Source organism: Mixta theicola, assembly GCF_002895925.1.
GTDB classification, from domain to species: domain Bacteria; phylum Pseudomonadota; class Gammaproteobacteria; order Enterobacterales; family Enterobacteriaceae; genus Mixta; species Mixta theicola.
On the sequence record NZ_NWUO01000011.1, the window covers coordinates 16,705 to 33,658 of the forward strand.

A 16,954-nucleotide genomic window follows, 5' to 3' on the forward strand; every position below is an offset into this window, starting at 1 on the left:
AATCCAGGCTATTGATTATGTTATCGCTGGCGACGCGAATGACGTCAGAATATTTACCATCCTGCACCCGCTTCTGATTGTCATGGCGTGGTCATAACCGCAGTGAAAAAGGCACAGGGATGCGATTAACTACAAAACTTTCAGCGTTTATTACGCTGCTTATTACTCTGGCAATAGTATTCATGTTGGCAGGCTGCACGCTGAGCTTTTTTTGGCTACGCAGCGAATGGGCCGAACAGCAGGTGCAGGCGCTGACAACGGAAGTCGATCAGGCGCTGCTAACGCAGAGCCCTACCGAACTGGCGCCCTGGCTGCGGCGTACGATGTCGCTGATGGATATAGAACGGCTACGGATCATTGGAAAAAAAGAGGTTATTCTTTCGCTTTCCCACCGCCAGTATCCTTTACTGGATGATGTTCCCAATCGCTTTCGCCGTTACGATCTGCCGCTGCTGCATCAGCAGGGCTGGGTACTGCGCGTTGAGCTGCTCGATCCGGCGAATACCTGGTTTAGATCCTTTATCGGCTCCTCGACGATTATTGCCGTCGTGCTGGTGGCGGCCTTTATGCTGCTGCTGCTGGTGCCCACGCATCGCTGGTTATGGCGGCAGCTCAAGGGGATGGAAAGCCTGGAAAAGCGTGCAGAACGGATTATTGCGGGCGAGCGGCGCGGTATCGGGCGCGGCAATGTAAATGAATGGCCGTCGAAAGCCTCTACGGCAATCGATCTGCTGCTGGACAATCTGCAGGAGGCGGGCGAGCAGCGTACCCGAATTGATACTTTAATCCGTGCGTTTACCGCTCAGGATGCCGCTACCGGCCTGAACAACCGGCTGTTTTTTGATAATCAGCTGGCGACGCTATTAGAAGATCAGGAAAAAGTGGGCACTCACGGCGTGGTAATGATGATCCGTCTGCCTGATTTTGACAGCCTGAGTGAAAAATGGGGCAGCGGCGCGGTACAGGATTATCTCTTTTCGCTGGTCAATATGCTGTCGACGTTTGTCATGCGCTATCCCGGCGCGCTGCTGGCACGTTATTTTCGCAGCGATTTTATGGTGCTGCTGCCGCACCGCACGTTAAAAGAGGCGGACGGCATCGCCGCACAGCTGGTTAAAGCGGTCGATGCGCTGCCGCCTACGGCAATGATTGATCGGCAAAATATGCTTCATATTGGCATCAGCGCCTGGCGCAGCGGACAAACTACCCAGCAGGTGATGGAGAGCGTTGAGCAGGCCACGCGCCATGCTTCGTTGCAGGGCGGTAACACATGGGCGACGGCAGAAGGCGCGGATGTGGACGGCGGGCGCGGCAGCGTGAAATGGCGCACGCTGCTGGAGCATACGCTGAAGCGCGGCGGGCCACGGCTTTATCAGAAACCTGCCGTGTTGCGCGATGGACGCGTCCATCATCGTGAAATGCTGCCGCGAATTTTTGACGGCGAAAAAGAGCTGCTGGCTGCCGAGTTTATGCCGCTGGTACAGCAGATGGGGCTGGCAGAAGCTTACGATCGCCAGCTAATGCAGCGCATCATGGAGCTCTCCGCCTGCTGGCCGGAAGAGACGCTGGCGGTGCCGGTTACCATCGATTCGTTATTACAGCCTGCGTTCCAGCGAACGCTGCGCGATATGCTGCTACAGTGTACAAAATCGCAGCGGCAGCGTTTTTTATTTGAACTTGCTGAGGCGGAAGTGTGTCAACACTTCAATCGATTGCAACCGGCGTTACGATTGATCAAGGGTTTTGGCTGCCGTTTGGCAGTCAGCCAGGCCGGATTAACGGTGGTCAGCACCGCCTATATTACCCAGGCGGGCGTTGAGCTTATTAAGCTTCATCCGGGGCTGGTGCGTAATATTGAGCGACGCACGGAAAACCAGCTGTTTGTAAAGAGTTTACTGGAAGTGTGTACTATGACACCGGCGCAGGTTTTTGCCGCAGGCGTCAGGACGCGGGAAGAGTGGCAAACGCTGTCAGCGCTTGGCGTGGCGGGCGGACAGGGCGACTTTTTCTCGACTTCCCAGCTGGTTAACAGCAACGTGAAAAAATATTCGCAAAGAGTTCGGGTTTAGCCGGATGATTTGACATAATGGCGCGCGGTTATGGAGCCAGCGGCTGTTTGCGGCGGCCAAGCGCCGTGGAATTTAAATGTTAGATTTTATAACTGTTATGTCCGCTTGCCAGCCCGATTTTGAGGGTATTTAGCTATTTTTTCGGCCGAATATTGTTGCATCGCTTCGATGACTTGGTAACAAGCGCGAGATAGCGTGATTTTTCACCGAAGTAGAACGTTTTTGCGCCTTGTGGCGGCTTCGCGTGGTTGGTAAAGTAAGCGGATTTTATTTTCCGCCCCCAGCTTGCAGGATTATCCTTTAGTATGTTTAAAAAATTTCGTGGCATGTTTTCCAACGACTTGTCCATTGACCTGGGTACCGCGAATACCCTGATTTACGTCAAAGGCCAGGGTATCGTACTGAATGAGCCCTCAGTCGTTGCCATCCGCCAGGATCGTGCCGGCTCTCCTAAGAGCGTTGCGGCTGTTGGTCATGATGCAAAACAGATGCTTGGTCGTACGCCGGGCAATATTGCCGCTATTCGTCCAATGAAAGACGGCGTAATCGCTGATTTCTTTGTTACTGAGAAAATGCTGCAGCACTTTATTAAGCAGGTGCATAGCAACAGTTTTATGCGTCCCAGCCCGCGCGTGCTGGTATGCGTTCCGGTCGGCGCAACCCAGGTTGAGCGCCGCGCAATCCGTGAGTCGGCGCAGGGAGCAGGCGCGCGTGAAGTCTTCCTGATTGAAGAACCGATGGCTGCCGCTATCGGCGCAGGCCTGCCGGTATCTGAAGCAACCGGTTCTATGGTGGTGGATATTGGTGGCGGTACTACCGAGGTTGCGGTTATTTCCCTTAACGGCGTGGTCTACTCCTCTTCCGTACGTATCGGCGGCGATCGTTTTGATGAAGCTATTATTAATTATGTGCGCCGTAACTACGGTTCACTGATTGGTGAAGCTACCGCGGAACGTATCAAGCATGAAATCGGTTCTGCCTATCCGGGTGATGAAGTCCGCGAGATCGAAGTGCGCGGGCGTAATCTGGCTGAAGGCGTGCCGCGTGGCTTTACGCTTAATTCCAACGAAATCCTGGAAGCCCTGCAGGAGCCGCTGACCGGCATTGTTAGCGCCGTGATGGTTGCGCTTGAGCAGTGCCCACCGGAGCTGGCGTCCGATATTTCAGAGCGCGGCATGGTTCTGACCGGCGGCGGCGCGCTGCTGCGTAATCTTGACCGACTGCTGATGGAAGAGACCGGCATTCCGGTCGTGGTGGCTGAAGATCCGTTGACCTGTGTCGCACGTGGCGGCGGTAAAGCGTTGGAAATGATCGACATGCACGGCGGCGATTTGTTCAGCGAAGAATAATCTGCCAGAAGGGAGTACGCGACGAAAGCCACACTCCCTTTTTTTGATGTCGGGGAATACGCAGAGTTTATGAAGCCAATTTTCAGCAGGGGGCCCTCCCTGCAGCTCCGCCTTTTTCTGGCGGTTATTGTGGCCATCGGCATCATTGTTGCCGACAGCCGCGTGGGTTCGTTTACCCAAATCCGTAACTATATGGACACGGCCGTAAGTCCATTCTATTTTCTGGCCAATGGGCCACGACAAATTCTGGACAGCGTTGCTGAAACGCTGGCCTCTCGCCAGCAGCTGGAACAGGAAAATAAAGCGCTGCAGCGCGAACTCTTTCTGAAAAATAGCGAGCTGCTGATGCTGGGACAATACCGGCAGGAAAATGCACGTCTGCGCGAGCTGTTAGGATCGCCGCTGCGTCAGGATGAGCATAAAATGGTGACCCAGGTGATTTCTACCGGCACCGATCCCTATACCGATCAGGTGGTGATTGATAAAGGCAGCGTGAACGGCGTCTATGAAGGCCAGCCGGTCATTAGCGATAAAGGCGTCGTGGGGCAGGTTATTGCGGTGGGCCAGATGACCAGCCGCGTACTGCTTATTTGTGATGCGTCTCATGCCTTGCCGATTCAGGTGCTGCGTAATGATATTCGCGTTATCGCCGCCGGCAACGGCTGCACGGAAGAACTGCAGCTGGAGCATCTGCCGGGCAATACCGATATTCGCGTGGGCGATGTGTTGGTCACTTCCGGCCTCGGCGGCCGTTTCCCGGAAGGTTATCCGGTCGCGGTGGTATCTTCAGTGAAGGTGGATACGCAGCGTGCCTATACGGTTATTCAGGCGCGTCCAACGGCAGGGCTGCAGCGTCTGCGCTATTTGCTATTGCTGTGGGGCGCGGATCGTAACGGTGATATGCCGATGGCGCCGGATGAAGTCCATCGGGTGGCGAACGAGCGTTTGATGCAGATGATGCCGCAGGTGCTGCCGCCAGCCGGAGTCATGGGGCCGCCGTTGCCGCCTGAAGCCGAAGGCGCGCCAGCACAGGATAAGCCATCAGCGGATAGCCGAGCTGCCGTACCGGGCAGCCAGCCCGCCGCGCCGGGAGGCCGTCCTTGAGCCGCTATCGCAGCCATGGCCGCTGGGTTATCTGGCTATCCTTCCTGGTGGCGCTGATACTGCAAATTATGCCGTGGCCGGACAATTTCTATATGTTTCGTCCTTCCTGGCTGCTGCTGATCCTGATCTACTGGCTACTGGCGCTACCGCATCGGGTTAGCGTCGGCACCGGTTTTTTGATGGGCGGCATTATGGATCTTATCTCCGGCTCTACGCTGGGCGTACGGGCGCTGGCGCTTAGCATTATCGCTTATCTGGTCGCTTTCAAATTTCAGCTTTTCCGTAACCTGGCGTTGTGGCAACAGGCGTTAATGGTTATGGTGCTGTCGCTGGCGATGGATGTCATTGTTTTCTGGGCTGAGTTTTTAGTTATCAATATTTCGTTCCGACCAGAGATTTTCTGGAGTAGCGTGGTGGACGGTATTTTGTGGCCCTGGCTATTCTTATTGATGAGAAAGATTCGTCGTCAATTCGCCGTTCAGTAAGGACAACTATGTTATCCCTTTATCTTGCCTCCGGTTCACCGCGTCGTCGTGAACTGCTGACGCAGCTTGGCCTGCATTTTGAGCGTGTGATGACTAACGTGGAGGAGCTGCGCCGCGAGAAAGAGAGCGCGCAGCACTACGTGCGTCGGCTGGCGCGTGAAAAAGCCCAGGCGGGCGTTGCGGCGGCAGCGCAGGATCTGCCGGTACTGGGCGCAGATACGATTGTGGTGCTGAATGGCGAAGTATTGGAAAAGCCGCGCGATGCGGTGCATGCTGTGGAGATGCTGACGCGCCTGTCCGGCCAGACGCACCAGGTGCTGACGGCAGTGGCGCTGGCGGATCGTCAGCATGAACTTGACTGTCTGGTCGCCACGGACGTGACCTTCCGGTTGCTGACGCCGCAGGATATTCGCGATTACATCGCCAGCGGCGAACCGATGGATAAGGCGGGCGCATACGGTATTCAGGGGCTGGGCGGCAATTTTGTCAGAAAAATTAACGGAAGCTATCACGCCGTGGTTGGCTTGCCGCTGGTGGAAACCAGCGAACTGTTCAGCCATTTTCAATCGTTGCGTGAGGTAAGTAAGAGGACATGATGACGGCTGAGCTACTGGTTAACGTCACGCCATCAGAAACGCGCGTGGCCTATATTGACGGCGGTATCCTGCAGGAAATCCATATTGAACGCGAAGCGAAGCGCGGCATCGTCGGCAATATCTATAAAGGCCGCGTGAGCCGGGTTCTGCCGGGCATGCAGGCCGCCTTTGTGGACATTGGCCTGGATAAAGCGGCGTTTCTTCATGCCTCCGATATTATGCCGCATACCGAATGCGTGGCTGGCGAAGAACAGAAGAATTTCAGCGTCAGAGATATTGCGGAGCTGGTGCGCCAGGGACAGGATCTGATGGTGCAGGTGGTGAAAGATCCGCTTGGCACCAAAGGCGCGCGCCTCACCACCGATATTACATTGCCTTCGCGCTATTTGGTGTTTATGCCGGGCGCCTCTCACGTTGGCGTATCGCAGCGCATTGAAAGTGAAGCCGAGCGCGATCGTCTGAAAGCGGTGGTTTCTGCCTGGTGCGACGAGCAGGGCGGATTTATCATTCGCACGGCGGCGGAAGGCATTGGCGAAGATGAGCTGGCGCAGGATGCCGCTTTTCTTAAGCGCCTGTGGACCAAAGTTATCGAGCGGAAAAAGCGCAATAAAACGCGCTGTCGCCTGTATGGCGAGCTGGCGCTGGCGCAGCGCGTGCTGCGTGATTTCGCCGGTGCCGCGCTCGATCGCATCCGCGTTGATTCACGGCTGACTTATGAACTACTGCTGGAATTCACCTCCGAATATATGCCGGAAATGACGGCCAAGCTGGAGCATTACAGCGGTCGCCAGCCGATTTTCGATCTGTATGATGTGGAAAATGAAATTCAGCGCTCGCTCGATCGCAAGGTCGAGCTGAAATCGGGCGGCTACCTGATTATCGACCAGACGGAAGCGATGACGACGATCGATATTAATACCGGCGCTTTCGTGGGTCACCGCAATCTGGATGAAACCATCTTTAACACCAATATCGAAGCGACGCAGGCGATCGCGCGCCAGCTGCGGCTGCGTAATCTCGGCGGCATTATCATTATCGATTTTATCGATATGAATAATGAAGAGCATCGCCGCCGCGTACTGCATTCGCTGGACAGCGCGCTCAGTAAAGATCGGGTGAAAACCAGCATCAACGGTTTTTCCGCGCTGGGGCTGGTGGAGATGACGCGCAAGCGTACCCGCGAAAGCATTGAGCATGTGCTGTGTCAGGACTGCCCGGTCTGTAAAGGACGCGGCACGCTGAAAACCGTCGAAACCGTCTGCTACGAAATCATGCGTGAAATCGTGCGCGTCCATCATGCCTATGACTCCGATCGCTTTTTGGTCTATGTTTCGCCCACCGTTGGTGAAGCGCTGAAAAGCGAAGAGTCGCATGCGCTGGCCGAAGTGGAGCTGTTTGTCGGCAAGCAGGTAAAAGTGCAGATCGAGCCGCTTTATACCCAGGAGCAGTTTGACGTCGTGATGATGTAAAATCTGGTTAATATTTTGGTCGGCAATTGACGATTTCTCTCCAGTCAAGCGCTAAAAATGCGCGTCTGTTTCAGGTAAACTCCGCTGACCTGATTCTCCCTGACTGCTGCAACGGCACGTTCGGGAATATGAGCCAGCTTATTCATCCGTTCAGTTTGCGCAAAACAAGGAGAGGAGTGTGAGGCAACTGCCCAGGATCCTGTTACTTACAGGCGCTGCGGTAATCGTTATCGTTGCGCTACTGGTCAGTGGCTTGCGGCTGGTGATGCCGCAGTTAAAACACCATCGCAGTGCGCTGTTCAGCGCCGTTTCCTCTGCGACCGGTTTAAAAATCGATGCCGCCTCGCTGCAGGGGCGTTGGGAAAACTTTGGCCCAACGCTGGATATGCATCGGCTGGCGGTTTCCCTGCCTGACGGCGGTTCGCTGGATATTGGCCGCGTTACGCTGGCGCTGGATGTCTGGCAGTCTCTGCTGCATGCCCGCTGGCAGTTTCGTGAGCTGACCTTCTGGCAGCTCGATCTCGATAGCCTTTCGCCGCTTATCAGCAATGATGAACATAACCACACGCTGAAGGCGGGACAAATCAACGAACTTTTCCTGCGGCAGTTCGATCATTTTGATCTGCGCGATAGCCGTATTCGTTTCCAGACGCTTTCCGGGCAGCGCGCCGAGCTGACGATCCCGCGTCTGAGCTGGCTGAATGAAAAAGCGCGTCACCGTGCGGAAGGGGAAGTCAGCCTCTCCAGCTTTACCGGCCAACATGGCGTGGTACAGGTACGCTTAGATCTGCATGATGAAAACGGCCTGCTGAACGATGGGCGCATCTGGCTACAGGCGGATGATATGGACCTGAAGCCCTGGCTGGGGCGATGGATGCGCGATAACACCACGCTTCAGAGCGCGCGCTTCAGTCTGGCCGCCTGGCTTAGCCTGAAGGAGGGGGAAGTCTATGATGGTGATGTCTGGCTGAAACAGGGGGGCGCGCGCTGGCAGGGCGATAAGCAACCGCATCTGCTGGAGGTGGATAACCTGACGATGCATCTGGCGCGTTGGCGCAGCGGCTGGACATTAACCGTACCGCAAAACAGCCTACGTACCGACGGTCAGCCGTGGCCAGAAGGGCATTTTTCTCTGGCCTGGCTACCGCAGCACACTATCGGTCCGGAGCCGCAAAGCGTGGAAGAGCTGCGCGTGCGCGCCACCGGGCTTAATCTTCAGCGGCTGGAGCCGTTAATTCCGTTATTCTCTCGCCTGACGCCGCAGCTGCTGGAAAACTGGCGTACCCTGCAGCCGCAGGGGCAAATCGATGCGCTGGCGCTGGATATTCCGCTGCAGCAGCCGGAGCAAAGCCGTTTCCAGGCGCGCTGGCACGATTTAAGCTGGCAGCACTGGCAGCTGCTGCCCGGCACGCAGCATGCCACCGGCAAACTGAGCGGCAGCCTGCCGGATGGACGTCTGGATATTGGCGTTAATGATGCGGTAATGCCTTACGGCACCATGTTCCGGGCGCCGCTGGAAGTTAAACGCGCAACCGGAACGCTAAGCTGGCAGCGTAGTGAAAACGCGCTGGCGCTGCAGGGCAAAAATCTTGATGTGCAGGCGCGCTCACTGTGGGCCAGAGGGGATTTCAGCTATCGGCAGGGAGCGGGACTGCCGCCGCGCCTCGATATTCTGGCCGGTATTAACGTAACCGATGCCGGTGATGCCTGGCGTTATTTCCCTGAACCTCTAATGGGAACCCGCTTAACCGACTATCTCAGCGGCGCGATTAAAAGTGGTCAGGCTGCTAACGCCACGCTGCTGTTTGCCGGCAACCCGAAACTGTTCCCCTTCCGCCATAATGAAGGCATGTTTGAAGTATCGGTGCCGCTGCGTCGGGCCAGCTATGCTTTTCAGCCTGGCTGGCCGACTATCGAGAACATGGATATCGATCTCGACTTCGTTAATGATGGCCTGTGGATGACGGCGAAGCAGGCGATGCTCGGCAAGGTGCAGGCGAATAATGTCAGCGCCGTGATCCCGGACTACCTGAAAGAGAAGCTGATCGTTAACGGCGATCTGCGCGGCGAGGCGGCTAATATTCGCGACTACTTTAACCAGACGCCGCTGCGATCTTCACTGGGCGCGGCGCTGGATGAGCTGCAGCTGAGCGGACAAACCGGCGGGCATCTGCAGCTGGATATTCCGCTGGATGGCAAACAGGTACATGCGCGTGGCGATGTGCAGCTCGCCGATAACGCCCTGTTTATCGTCCCGCTTAATAGCCGGTTAACCGCGCTTAACGGCAGCTTTACCTATGATAACGGCAACCTGCACAGCGATACGCTGCGGGCCAGCTGGTTTGGGCAGCCGGTTAACGTTAATTTCCATACCGAGGAGCGTCCGCAGGATTATCAAATCGGCGTTAATCTGGCGGCAGACTGGCAGGTTAATAAACTCTCACCGTTACCCGCAGGCGTAAGCCGACAGCTGAAAGGCAATCTTCCCTGGCAGGGCGACGTCGCCATTACGCTACCGCATCAGGGCGGAGCGAATTATAAAATTAACCTCTCTGGCGACCTGAAGAATATAAGCAGTAACTTACCTTCTCCGCTGGGAAAAATACGCGGGGATGCGTTGCCGCTGCAGGTAACGGCAGTCGGCGACCTGCAGCACTTTGACTTACAGGGCGTGGTGGCTAATCAGCAGCGCTTTAACAGCCGCTGGCTGCTCGGTAAACAGCTGCGCCTCGATCGCGGTATCTGGCTGAACGATGCGAAAAGCACGCCAGCCTTACCGGATACGCGCGGAATGTTGCTGCATCTGCCGCCGCTGGACGGCGACAGCTGGCTAAAACTGCTGATGGCCGACGGCGGAACGCAGAAAGCCACGTCAAAACCGGGCAGCAGCGCCATCAGCCGCAACAGGCTTCCTGGCGATATTACGCTGAGTACGCCAGTTCTCCAGCTGGCGGGGCAGCAGTGGCACGATACGCAGGTTACGCTGCGTCAGCTGATGACCGGAGGAATGCAGGCCGATGCGCAGGGGCGTGAAATTAACGGCAGGCTGGATATTCCCGCCCGCGGTCCGTGGCGCGTGCATCTTGACCGGCTCTATTACAACCCTGAATGGCACGGCAGCGATGCCTCGTCACCGGCTTTGCCGCAGGAAAGCATGCCTGCTGACTTTGCCGGCTGGCCAGCGTTGCAAATCAACTGTGACGACTGCTGGCTGCGCGGACAAAAGTTCGGACGCATCCAGGCTAACCTGACGCCGCAGAATGATACGTTAGCGCTGACCGACGGCCTGGTGGATACCGGCAGTTCGCGCCTGAGCGTTAGCGGGGAGTGGGTTAATCGCCCTGATGAACAGCGCACCTCGCTTAAAGGCAGGCTGAGCGGCAGCAATATCAATAATGCGACCAACTGGTTTGGCGTGAATACGCCGCTGCGCGATGCACCTTTCGCTCTGGAATATGATTTACACTGGCGCGCGGCGCCCTGGCAGCCAGCGGCATCCTCGCTAAGCGGCGTGCTGAAAACCCACTTTGGGAAAGGGCAAATCGCCGATGTCAACAGTGGACGCGCCGGTCAGCTGCTGCGTCTGGTTAGCTTTGATGCGCTGCTGCGCAAACTGCGTCTCGATTTTAGCGATACCTTTAGCGAAGGCTTCTGGTTTGACTCGATTAACGGCACGGCATGGATCAAAGACGGCGTTATGCAAACCGACAATCTGCTGATCGATGGGCTGGAGGCGGATATCGCCATGCAGGGCAAGCTGGATCTGGTGCAGCGGCAGATTGATATGGAAGCGGTCGTCGCGCCTGAAATCTCTGCTTCGGTAGGGGTCGCGACCGCGTTCGTGATCAATCCGGTGGTCGGCGCGGCGGTTTTTGCTGCCAGCAAGGTGCTGGGACCGCTGTGGAACAAAATTTCGCTGCTGCGTTACCACATCAGCGGGCCTATAGATAAGCCGGAAATTAACGAAGTGTTGCGCAAACCGCGCGAAAAGAGCGCGAAGTGAATTTGACGCCGCAGGGGAATTACCGCAGGCTATAGCAATAATGTCACATAACGAGTGAGAAACGATGAGTCTGAATCTGGTAAGTGAGCAATTGCTAACTGCGAACAACATCAATCAGCAGGATTTGTTCACCCTGCTTGGGCAGCTTTCAGAACGTCGCCTGGATTATGCCGATCTCTATTTCCAGTCCAGCTATCATGAATCCTGGGTGCTGGAAGACCGCATTATTAAAGACGGCTCCTGGAATATCGATCAGGGCGTTGGGGTACGCGCCGTTAGCGGCGAAAAAACCGGCTTCGCCTATGCCGATCAGATTACCCTGAATGCGCTGCAGCTGAGCGCGCAGGCCGCACGCAGCATTGTCCGTGAACAGGGCAACGGCAAGGCGCAGGCGCTGGCTGCGGTAACGCACCAGGCGCTTTATCCCTCCTTCGATCCTTTACAAAGCCTGTCGCGTGAAGAAAAAATTGCCCTGCTGCACCGCGTCGATAGCGCGGCGCGCTCGGCGGATAAGCGCGTACAGGAGGTCAGCGCCAGCCTGACCGGCGTTTATGAGCTGGTGCTGGTGGCGGCCACTGACGGCACGCTGGCGGCAGACGTTCGTCCGCTGGTGCGCCTGTCGGTTAGCGTGCTGGTGGAAGATGACGGCAAGCGCGAGCGCGGCTCCAGCGGTGGCGGCGGGCGTACCGGCTACGATTTCTTCCTGGCTGATGAAGCGGGCGAAGTGCGGGCGGAGCGCTGGGCGCGCGAAGCGGTACGCATGGCGTTGGTCAACCTCTCCGCCGTGGCGGCGCCTGCGGGTTCAGTCCCGGTAGTGCTGGGCGCCGGCTGGCCTGGCGTACTGCTGCACGAAGCGGTCGGGCATGGGCTGGAAGGCGATTTCAACCGGCGCGGCACCTCGGTGTTTAGCGGTCAGATGGGCAAGCTGGTGGCCTCTGAACTTTGTACGGTGGTTGATGACGGTACGCTGGACGGCCTGCGCGGTTCGTTAGCTATTGATGATGAAGGCGTGCCGGGCCAGTACAACGTGCTGATCGAAAACGGCGTGCTGAAAGGCTATATGCAGGATAAGCTCAACGCGCGTCTGATGGGCGTTAAGCCCACCGGTAACGGCCGCCGCGAATCCTATGCGCATCTGCCGATGCCGCGTATGACCAATACCTATATGCTGGCCGGGCAGTCCACGCCGCAGGAAATTATTGAAAGCGTGGACTATGGCCTTTACGCGCCTAACTTCGGCGGCGGACAGGTGGACATCACTTCCGGCAAATTTGTTTTCTCTACTTCAGAAGCCTATCTGATCGAAAAAGGGAAAGTGACGCGTCCGGTAAAAGGCGCCACGCTGATTGGCTCCGGTATTGAAGCCATGCAGCAGATTTCTATGGTCGGTAACGACCTGGCGCTGGATAAAGGCGTGGGCGTATGCGGTAAGGAAGGGCAAAGCCTGCCGGTAGGCGTCGGCCAGCCGACGCTGAAGCTGGATCGTTTGACCGTTGGCGGCACTGCCTGATTTACCGTCCCCTGGCAGGCTCTCTGCCAGGGGATTCAACCGCCGTTGCGATGTTCCTGATAGATTTGCGCCACTTTTTTAAACCAGGCGCTGAGATAATCAATACACACCTGTACCTTTAGCGGCAGCTTATCTTTCTGCGTATAAAGGGCATATACCGGTCGCGGATCTGACTGATAGCGGCTAAACAGGATCTCTACCTCGCCCGCCTTAATCTCTTCAATTACCCACATCAGCGGAACATAAGCGATACCGCAGCCTGCCTTCAGCCAGCGGATCAGCGTCTGTGAATCATTGGTGACAAAGCGCCCCTGTGGCGAAAGGTGCGTGCTAATCCCTTCCGGCGCGATAAGTTCGAAATCGCTGTCCGGCCTTACGCTATATTCCAGCCACGAAAAATTGGCAATATCGGCAGGCTTATCGGGCGTACCGTGCTGCTCAAGATAGTGCTTCGCGGCGCAAACCACCATCGGCATTGAGCCCAGCCGCCGGGAAAACAGGCTGGAATCCTGTAACGCGCCGACCCGAATAACCACGTCCAGCCCGTCGGCAATTAGATCGGGAGCCGGAATGCCGGTCACCAGATTTACCGTCAGGCCGGGATATTCCTGCAGCATTTCCGCCGTCATACTGGCCAGGACGTTTTGCGCCATAGTCGATGAGCTGCCAATGCGCAGCGTGCCAATCGGCGAGTTATTAAACGCATAGAGCTGTTCATGAACCTGATGCACTTCCGTCAGCATCCGGCGACAGCCCTGATAATAGATGCGGCCCGCCTCGGTAAGTCCAATGCTGCGGGTGCTGCGATTCAGCAATTTAACCTGCAGCCCATCCTCCAGCCTGGAGACAATTTGGCTTATTGAAGAGACGCTCATCTGTAGCTGACGCGCAGCGGCAGTAAATGACCCTAATTCAACCACTTTGGCAAAAACTGACATACCCTTAAGTCGTTCCATTATTCACTCTGGCTTAAAAGTGATTTAGATCACATTATGTAGATTACTTATAGTCAGGCGCGTTACTATACGACGCCGGGTTGCCGTCTGGTGACTCACCTTTTGTGCCAGGGCACTAACTACACGCTATGCTTTAGGTGCTGATATTCGTCTGACAGTGTACCTGTCGTCCGATCATCATCAACCCGTAATATGAAACTTCCTGTATTCGCAGGCCGTTTCGTACTGGCATAACGGTAAGACCCGGTTACGTATCAATAAGGATAAAAGATGAGTGTGTTACCGGTTATCGTCATATTTGGGCTCTCTTTCCCGCCCATATTTTTTGAAATCATTGTCTCGCTCTTGCTGTTCTGGCTGGTACGCCGCGTACTGCTGCCGGTCGGCCTGTATGATTTTGTCTGGCATCCGGCGCTATTTAATACCGCACTCTACTGCTGCCTATTTTATTTAGTATCCCGTCTGTTCGTCTGAGGTTTTAAGTGAAAGCTCTAATAAGAAAAATTGCGCGCTATGCCATTACCCTGATTCTGGTTGTTATCGCCGTGGTGGTTATTTTCCGTGCCTGGGCTTTTTATACCGAATCGCCCTGGACACGAGACGCTAAATTTACCGCTGACGTGGTCGCTATCGCGCCTGACGTTACCGGTCTGATTACCGACGTGCGCGTGCATGATAACCAGCTGGTGAAGAAGGGCGATGTGCTGTTTACCATCGACCAGCCGCGTTTTGAGAAAGCGCTCGCGGAAGCGGAGGCGGATGTACAGTATTACCAGGCGCTGGTTAACGAGAAACGTCGCGAAGCGGCCCGGCGTAATCAGCTGGGCGTGGTCGCCATGTCGCGTGAAGCGATCGAACAATCCAATAACGATCTGCAAACCGCCGAACATCAGATGGCGAAGTCGCAGGCCTCGCGCGATCTGGCGAAGCTGGATCTGGAGCGGACGGTAATCCGCGCGCCGGCAAATGGCTGGGTCACCAACCTCAACGTTTTTACCGGTGAGTTTATTACGCGCGGCACCACGTCGGTGGCGCTGGTAAAACAGAACTCTTACTACGTGATAGCCTATATGGAAGAGACCAAGCTGGAAGGCATTCGCCCCGGCTACCGTGCAGAGATCACGCCGCTGGGCAGCGATCGCGTACTGCGCGGTACGGTTGATTCGGTAGCCGCTGGCGTGACCAACAGCAGCAGCAGCGTCGATAGCAAAGGAATGGCAACCATCGATTCTAATCTGGAATGGGTGCGTCTGGCGCAGCGCGTACCGGTCAAGATCCGGCTCGATCGGCAACCGGGTAACCTTTATCCGGCGGGCACAACCGCCACTATCGTGGTAACCGGTGAGAAAGATCGTGAGCAGAAACCAGAATCACCGCTGACCCGGCTGCTGCATCGCCTGCGTGAGTTCGGTTAAGCGAGGGCGTGATGCAACTCGAACGGTTACGCTTTCCGGTTAAGCTGACTTGCGCCATCCTTATCGCGCTGCTAATTGGCTTTCACTTTAATCTGGAAACGCCGCGCTGGGCGGTGATGACCGCCGGCATTGTCGCCGGCGGCACCGCCTTTGCTGCGGGTGGCGATCCTTACTCCGGCGCGCTGCGCCATCGCGGCATGCTGCGTATTATCGGCACCTTTCTGGGCTGCCTGGCGGCGTTGGTGATTATGATCGTCGCCATCCGCGCGCCGGTGGTCATGATGCTGCTCTGCTGTATCTGGGCGGGATTCTGCGTCTGGCTTTCCTCTTTAATTCGGGTTGAAAACTCCTATGCGCTGGGGCTGGCGGGCTATACCGCGCTGATTATCGTGGTCAGCGTTGATTTATCCGCCGGCACGCCGATGCTGGCACCGCAGTTTGCGGTAGAACGCTGCAGTGAGATTATTATTGGTATCATCTCGGCGATTTTGGCGGATATGATCTTCTCGCCGCGATCGATCAAGAAGGTGATTGATAAAGAGATCGAAACGCTGCTGCTGGAGCAGTATCGCCTGCTGCAGATCTGCGTAGCCCACGGCGATAAAGAAGAGGTGGATAAGGCGTGGGGCAACCTGGTGCGTCGTACCACCACGCTTAACGGTATGCGCAGCCAGCTGAATATGGAATCATCACGCTGGCGGCGGGCAAATCGTCGTCTGAAAGGAATGCATACGCTTTCGTTAACCTTGATTACCCAGGCGGCGGAAACCTTTCTGATCCAAAACACCCGTCCGGAATATATCCCGCCGCAGTATCGCGTTCTGCTGGAAAAAGAGGCCGATAACCTTAGCGATCTGCACAAACATCTGAAAAATTTACGGCGCGTGATAAGCACATCCGGCAGTAAAAGTACGCCAATTACGCTGGTGAGCTGGGTAGGAGCCGCGACGCAGTATCTGATGCTGTTAAAAGGCGTGCAAACCAACACCCGCATTAATCAGCAGGAAGAAGCCCTGCTGAGTAAAGAGGTGGAAGTGGTGCGCGCACGCTCGGCGGAAACCCATCATGCGATGATTAACGGCATCCGCACTTTCGTTGCTACGGCGCTGGGTACGCTGTTCTGGCTGTATAGCGGCTGGACTTCCGGCAGTGGCTGTATGCTGATGCTGGCGGTCATTACCGCGCTGGCGATGCGTGCGCCAAATCCGCTGATGATGGCGAAAGACTTTCTTTACGGCATGACGGTCGCGATACCGTTGGGCGCGCTCTACTTTATGGTGATTATGCCCTCTACGCAGCAGAGTATGCTGCTGCTGTGTATCGCCATCGGCGCGCTGGCGTTTGTCGCCGGTATCTTTATTCAGCGTCGGCAGATAGGCACGCTCGGGGCGTTTGTCGGCACGCTTAATATCCTGGTGCTGGATAACCCGATGTCATTCTCGGTGAATGCGTTTCTTGATAGCGCGCTGGGCCAGGTTATCGGCTGTTTCGTGGCGCTGATGGTGATCCTGCTTATCCGCGATAAATCACGCGCGCGCACCGGACGTACCCTGCTGAATCGCTTTATGTATGCGGCGGTATCGGCCCTGACCACCAATCAGGCGCGACGTAAAGAGAATCATCTGCCCGCGCTTTATCAGCAGCTGTTTTTACTGTTGAACCTGTTTCCCGGCGATATTAATAAATACCGGCTGGCGCTGACCCTGATTATCGGACATCAGCGGTTGCGTAATGCGGAGATCCCGGTGAACGCCGATCTTTCCGCGTTTCATAAGCAGCTACGCTATACCGCCGACCGGGTAATCGCTTCGCGTAGCGATGACAAGCGACGTTACTACTATCAAAAGCTGCTGCGCGAGTTTGATTCCTATCAGGAAAAGCTCCGGCAGTATCAGGCGCCGCTAAGCGTTACCGAGCCGGTACAGCGTCTGGCCGATATGCTGAAAAAATATCAGAATACCCTGATCAATATTTGATCCTGCCGCCGGTGCTCCTCTG

Annotated in this window: 12 protein-coding genes; 11 read left to right on the plus strand and 1 reads right to left on the minus strand. The window is 56.0% G+C overall.

Annotation, left to right across the window (positions count from 1 at the left end; genetic code table 11):
* The first annotated feature begins 119 nt into the window (after nucleotides 1–119).
* The 8 genes from csrD (at nucleotide 120) to tldD (ending at nucleotide 12,585) form a co-directional block, all read left to right on the plus strand.
* Complete coding sequence (gene csrD / locus COO59_RS14610) at nucleotides 120–2,069, plus strand: RNase E specificity factor CsrD (RefSeq protein ID WP_103060508.1); 1,950 nt, start codon at nucleotides 120–122, stop codon at nucleotides 2,067–2,069.
* A 305-nt stretch (nucleotides 2,070–2,374) separates the two neighbouring features.
* A complete protein-coding gene (gene mreB / locus COO59_RS14620; RefSeq protein WP_003855260.1) occupies nucleotides 2,375–3,418 on the plus strand; it encodes a rod shape-determining protein MreB in 1,044 nt (347 codons plus the stop codon).
* Between the two features lie 69 nt (nucleotides 3,419–3,487).
* On the plus strand, nucleotides 3,488–4,522 hold the full coding sequence (gene mreC, locus COO59_RS14625) for a rod shape-determining protein MreC (RefSeq protein WP_103060509.1): 1,035 nt from the start codon (nucleotides 3,488–3,490) through the stop codon (nucleotides 4,520–4,522).
* On the plus strand, nucleotides 4,519–5,007 hold the full coding sequence (gene mreD / locus COO59_RS14630; RefSeq protein ID WP_103060510.1) for a rod shape-determining protein MreD: 489 nt from the start codon (nucleotides 4,519–4,521) through the stop codon (nucleotides 5,005–5,007). The genes mreC and mreD overlap by 4 nt, the downstream gene beginning before the upstream one ends.
* An 8-nt stretch (nucleotides 5,008–5,015) precedes the next feature.
* Nucleotides 5,016–5,603 carry a Maf family protein gene (locus COO59_RS14635; protein ID WP_103060511.1) on the plus strand — a complete coding sequence of 196 codons (588 nt, stop codon included), beginning with the start codon at nucleotides 5,016–5,018 and terminating at the stop codon, nucleotides 5,601–5,603.
* Nucleotides 5,603–7,072: a ribonuclease G gene (gene rng / locus COO59_RS14640; protein ID WP_103060512.1), complete on the plus strand. Its 1,470-nt coding sequence runs from the start codon at nucleotides 5,603–5,605 to the stop codon at nucleotides 7,070–7,072. The genes COO59_RS14635 and rng overlap by 1 nt, the downstream gene beginning before the upstream one ends.
* Before the next feature lie 178 nt (nucleotides 7,073–7,250).
* Nucleotides 7,251–11,075, plus strand: coding sequence for an AsmA2 domain-containing protein YhdP (gene yhdP, locus COO59_RS14645; RefSeq protein ID WP_103060513.1), 3,825 nt, complete (start codon nucleotides 7,251–7,253; stop codon nucleotides 11,073–11,075).
* 64 nt (nucleotides 11,076–11,139) lie between these two features.
* Complete coding sequence (gene tldD, locus COO59_RS14650) at nucleotides 11,140–12,585, plus strand: metalloprotease TldD (RefSeq protein ID WP_103060514.1); 1,446 nt, start codon at nucleotides 11,140–11,142, stop codon at nucleotides 12,583–12,585.
* A gap of 35 nt (nucleotides 12,586–12,620) precedes the next feature.
* On the opposite strand, the gene aaeR is transcribed toward tldD, so the two are convergent.
* The gene (aaeR, locus tag COO59_RS14655; protein WP_103060515.1) at nucleotides 12,621–13,541 is read right to left on the minus strand and encodes an HTH-type transcriptional activator AaeR; all 921 of its coding nucleotides are present in this window, start codon (nucleotides 13,539–13,541) and stop codon (nucleotides 12,621–12,623) included.
* Nucleotides 13,542–13,811: 270 nt separating this feature from the next.
* Between aaeR and aaeX the strand changes: the two genes are divergently transcribed.
* From aaeX to aaeB, 3 genes are read left to right on the plus strand one after another with little or no spacing between them, the layout of a single operon-like run.
* Nucleotides 13,812–14,015, plus strand: coding sequence for a p-hydroxybenzoic acid efflux pump operon protein AaeX (aaeX, locus tag COO59_RS14660; protein WP_103060516.1), 204 nt, complete (start codon nucleotides 13,812–13,814; stop codon nucleotides 14,013–14,015).
* Between the two features lie 8 nt (nucleotides 14,016–14,023).
* Nucleotides 14,024–14,956: a p-hydroxybenzoic acid efflux pump subunit AaeA gene (gene aaeA / locus COO59_RS14665; protein ID WP_103060517.1), complete on the plus strand. Its 933-nt coding sequence runs from the start codon at nucleotides 14,024–14,026 to the stop codon at nucleotides 14,954–14,956.
* An 11-nt stretch (nucleotides 14,957–14,967) separates the two neighbouring features.
* A complete protein-coding gene (gene aaeB, locus COO59_RS14670; protein WP_103060518.1) occupies nucleotides 14,968–16,932 on the plus strand; it encodes a p-hydroxybenzoic acid efflux pump subunit AaeB in 1,965 nt (654 codons plus the stop codon).
* The last annotated feature ends 22 nt before the right edge of the window (nucleotides 16,933–16,954 follow it).

Bases quoted from the DNA above. Each gene is read 5' to 3' on its own strand.
- csrD (WP_103060508.1), top strand. From the start codon at position 120: ATGCGATTAACTACAAAACTTTCAGCGTTTATTACGCTGCTTATTACT.
- mreB (WP_003855260.1), top strand. From the start codon at position 2,375: ATGTTTAAAAAATTTCGTGGCATGTTTTCCAACGACTTGTCCATTGAC.
- mreC (WP_103060509.1), top strand. From the start codon at position 3,488: ATGAAGCCAATTTTCAGCAGGGGGCCCTCCCTGCAGCTCCGCCTTTTT.
- COO59_RS14635 (WP_103060511.1), top strand. From the start codon at position 5,016: ATGTTATCCCTTTATCTTGCCTCCGGTTCACCGCGTCGTCGTGAACTG.
- rng (WP_103060512.1), top strand. From the start codon at position 5,603: ATGACGGCTGAGCTACTGGTTAACGTCACGCCATCAGAAACGCGCGTG.
- tldD (WP_103060514.1), top strand. From the start codon at position 11,140: ATGAGTCTGAATCTGGTAAGTGAGCAATTGCTAACTGCGAACAACATC.
- aaeR (WP_103060515.1), bottom strand. From the start codon at position 13,541: ATGGAACGACTTAAGGGTATGTCAGTTTTTGCCAAAGTGGTTGAATTA.
- aaeX (WP_103060516.1), top strand. From the start codon at position 13,812: ATGAGTGTGTTACCGGTTATCGTCATATTTGGGCTCTCTTTCCCGCCC.
- aaeB (WP_103060518.1), top strand. From the start codon at position 14,968: ATGCAACTCGAACGGTTACGCTTTCCGGTTAAGCTGACTTGCGCCATC.